The sequence below is a fragment of the candidate division WOR-3 bacterium genome, assembly GCA_016926475.1.
Taxonomy (GTDB): Bacteria; SDB-A; SDB-A; order SDB-A; family SDB-A; genus JAFGIG01.
Genome location: JAFGON010000016.1, coordinates 1 through 3,721 on the forward strand (window position 1 = coordinate 1; position 3,721 = coordinate 3,721).

The 3,721-nt window shown below is 42.4% G+C and carries 5 protein-coding genes; 4 read left to right on the forward strand and 1 reads right to left on the reverse strand.

Annotation, left to right across the window (positions count from 1 at the left end; genetic code table 11):
- Positions 1-80: 80 nt before the first annotated feature.
- From JXA84_01215 to JXA84_01225, 3 genes are read left to right on the forward strand one after another with little or no spacing between them, the layout of a single operon-like run.
- Positions 81-1,073 (forward strand): ATP-grasp domain-containing protein, encoded by a 993-nt coding sequence (locus JXA84_01215; GenBank protein MBN1149822.1) that lies wholly within the window; start codon positions 81-83, stop codon positions 1,071-1,073.
- Positions 1,070-2,413, forward strand: a complete 1,344-nt coding sequence (locus tag JXA84_01220) for a DUF3887 domain-containing protein (GenBank protein ID MBN1149823.1) — start codon at positions 1,070-1,072, stop codon at positions 2,411-2,413. The genes JXA84_01215 and JXA84_01220 overlap by 4 nt, the downstream gene beginning before the upstream one ends.
- 12 nt (positions 2,414-2,425) lie before the next feature.
- Positions 2,426-3,016 (forward strand): DUF4126 domain-containing protein, encoded by a 591-nt coding sequence (locus JXA84_01225; protein MBN1149824.1) that lies wholly within the window; start codon positions 2,426-2,428, stop codon positions 3,014-3,016.
- 6 nt (positions 3,017-3,022) lie between these two features.
- Here JXA84_01225 and JXA84_01230 read toward each other — a convergent pair whose 3' ends face one another.
- Entirely contained in the window at positions 3,023-3,277 is a 255-nt protein-coding gene (locus JXA84_01230; protein ID MBN1149825.1) for a GlsB/YeaQ/YmgE family stress response membrane protein, read from the reverse strand.
- 90 nt (positions 3,278-3,367) lie between these two features.
- Here JXA84_01230 and JXA84_01235 point away from each other — a divergent pair.
- Positions 3,368-3,721, forward strand: a 354-nt coding sequence (locus JXA84_01235) for an SDR family NAD(P)-dependent oxidoreductase (protein ID MBN1149826.1), incomplete at its 3' end; no start/stop codon positions are given.

Below are 3,721 nucleotides of genomic sequence, written 5' to 3' on the forward strand. Positions count from 1 at the left end.
CCTGATTATTTAAAAAAACGCTCTAAGGGCTCATACACTTTTAAAAATTTCAAGGGTGAAACATACCTTTATTAAAATCTATGATTGTTGGACTGACTTTTGACATCAGAGAAGAGTATCTCAAACAGGGTTATTCTCAGGAAGAGACCGCCGAGCTCGACAGCCCCGTGACAATCGGAAGCATTCAAAATGCAATTAAAAGCGCCGGGCACGAAGTAATACAAATAGGCAGCGTTAAAAATTTGATAAAAGCGATTTCAAAGGGATATAGATGGGATATTGTTTTTAACATTTCTGAAGGGATAAGGGGGCAGGGGAGAGAAGCTCTTGTTCCGGCGTTGCTCGATCATTATGGAATTCCATATACATTTTCGTGTCCTCTCACTATGGTGACTACTCTCGACAAACCCACTGCAAAGATAATCGCCCGAAACGAGGGTGTCCCGACCCCTGAATATTTTGTAGTCTCAAAAGGTGAGAACATCAAAAAAAAAGCCGAAAAAATGAAGTTTCCTCTTTTTGTCAAACCCGCCGCGGAGGGATCGGGTAAAGGAATTTCGGAAAACTCAATTGTCCATTCGGTAGTTGATTTGGAAAAGGAATGCTCGAGTTTATGGAGAGTGTTTGACCAACCGCTTCTCGTCGAGACTTTTCTTCATGGAAGGGAATACACAACTGCGTTGATTGAAAATGATGATGGAATAGAGATTATCGGCACCGCAGAGGTGATATACAATGAAAACGCCGAAGGTGAAGTTTATTCCCTTTCCAACAAGGAGAAATACGAAACGAGGATCAGATATGAAATAGTAAACGGCAGGAAGTCTGAAGAATGCGCTGAACTGTCAAAAGCGATCTGGAGAGCCTTTTCCTGCAGAGATTGCGCCCGAGTAGACTTCAGGGAAGACGAAAACGGGAAAGTTGAATTTTTGGAGATAAATCCTTTGCCGGGTTTAAACCCGCTTAGATCGGACTTGCCGATTATTGCAAGCCTGGTAGATTTGGGATATAATGAATTGATATTGAAAATACTGCAAAGCGCGTTGAAAAGATTAAAAAAGGACAAGGTATGAAATTCAAAATGAGCATAGTGTGTTTTTTGTTGTTTTTTGCGGTTTTCTCATGCTCCAGAAGTCCCCAAGACGAAAAACCTGAAGATAATCAGACACTCGCAGTTAAATTCGTTGAGTTGGTCGACCAGGAAGATTATGAAAACGCTATTTTGATGATGGATTCTGCGATGAATGAAGTTTTCGGAAAAGAAGAAATGAAGCAGTCCTGGGAAGTGGTCAAAAACAGTTTCGGTGAAATTGATGAATTGATGGAATCGAGGATTGAGTCAATCGACGATTATGAAGTCGTATATTTGATCTACAGTTTTACAAGGGCTACAGTTGAGGTTAAGGTAGTATTCGATTCTGACCATAAAATTGCTGGTTTTTTCGCCAACCCTCTTGAATTCTCGAATTCCCTGCCTTTACCTTCATATATTGACACAACTTCATTTTCTGAAATAGAAGTTGAAATAGGTGAAGGCGATTGGGTTTTACCCGGAACATACACAGTCCCGAGAAATACAGAAGAATTTCCTGTTGTAATTCTTGTTCACGGCTCAGGACCCAACGACAGGGATGAGACGATGGGTCCCAACAAACCTTTCAGGGACATGGCATGGGGACTTGCTTCCGCAGGCATAGGAGTTCTCCGCTACGATAAAAGGACGAAAGTATACCCTGAAAAAATGGCTGTTCTCACGAATGAGCTAACGCTTGATGATGAAACAATCGAGGATGTTTTGAGCGCGGTGGATTTTCTCGTTCAAAAGAAGGGGCTGGACTCTTCGATGATTTTTATAGCTGGACACAGCCTCGGCGGCATGGCGATTCCAAGGATTGGGTCATATCTGCCGCGGGTGGGAGGATTTATTATCATGTCGGGGAATTCACGGAAACTGGAAGACATTTCATTGGAACAATTCAACTATATATTCAGATTAGATTCTCTGACCGAGGAAGAGAGCCTGTTCATAGACACGATGCGCATAAAAATTTCAAATCTCGAAAAGATTTCAGAGGACACAACCATTTCGCCGGAAGATTTGCCGTTCCACGTTTCCCAGGCCTACTGGGCTTACCTTAAAGACTACGATCAAGTTGCAGAAGCCAAAGAAATCCAAAGACCTGTTCTGATTTTACAGGGCGAGCGGGATTATCAGGTGACAATGGTGGATTTTATGGGTTGGAAATCCGCGCTTGAAACCCGTGAAAGTTTCACTTTCAAGTCTTACCCTTACCTCAACCACCTTTATATCTCTGGTGAAGAAAGGAGTACACCCGACGAATATATGATTCCAGGTTATGTTTCTCAAGAGGTCATCCAAGATATAATTAAGTGGATTGAAGACAACAATTAAAAAGGGGTGAATTTGCAGATACTGCTGGGGATTTTGATAGGAGTAGGACTTAGCGCGTCCTGCGGATTCAGGGTTTTCGTGCCTTTTCTCGTCATGAGCATCGCTTCAAAAGCCGGTTTTTTAACTCTTTCTCCTGGTTTTTCTTGGATCTCTTCAACTCCCGCTCTTATAGCGTTTTCCGTGGCTACAGTCCTCGAAATAGCCGCCTATTACATACCTTGGTTGGACAACATCCTCGATACGGCATCCATGCCCATTTCATTTGTAGCAGGCGCCGTAGTCACGTCTTCATGCGTGGTCGAGGTTCATCCGTTTCTAAAATGGACTATGGCGGTAATTGCCGGCGGAGGAATAGCTCTTTCGATATCAGCCGTCACTTCTTTTATCAGAGGGGTTTCATCGGCTACCACAGGAGGTTCGGCTAACGCTGTCGTAAACACAGGAGAGACAGTAATCTCAACTGTGATGTCCATTCTTTCCGTCGTAATGCCTTTTGTCGCGCTTGCCACTTTGATAGTTCTCGTCGTAGTGGCAGTGGCAATTATAAAAAAAAGGCGGGACAGGGGCTGTAAAAAATCCGAAGAATCGCTGATAAAATTCTAATTAAATCTATTTGCCTTTCCTGCCGATTCCTACTATTACGAGAAGCAATAGAGAGCCTATAATGGCTACGCCGAAGCTTTTCAGGTTAAAACTGAAAGAAAACATATCGCCAGTTATGAACTTCATTATGAAGCCGCCGATAAAGGCGCCCAGGACTCCAACTATTATGTTTATCAGGCAACCGCGTTTCTTGTCGCCCATAATAAGGCTGGCTATCCAACCCGCTATTCCACCGAATATTACCCACGCAATCCAATTCATATTTACTCCTCCCCAAAATTTGCAAATGCTTTCTTTTAAGTATATATTATAGGCAATTCGAAAGACTTTAACAACAGGGGAGTTGAGCAATTGAAAAACGTTCTATTGACGGGAGCCGCCGGTTTTATAGGGGCTGAAACTGCAAAAAAACTCATCGCAAACGGTTTTTCAGTCGTCGGTATTGATAATATGAACGATTACTACGATGTCAGACTTAAGACAAAGCGACTTGAAACCCTGGATGAAAAGAAAGATTTCAAATTTATTCAAATTGACATAGAAAATTTTCAGGACCTCAAAACTCTTTTTTCTGAATACAAATTTGAAGCCGTTATAAATCTCGCAGCTCGGGCAGGCGTCAGATATAGCATAGAAAATCCTTTTATATATGTGACTACCAATACTCTCGGGAATACGAACCTTCTCGAACTCTCCAAGCAATAC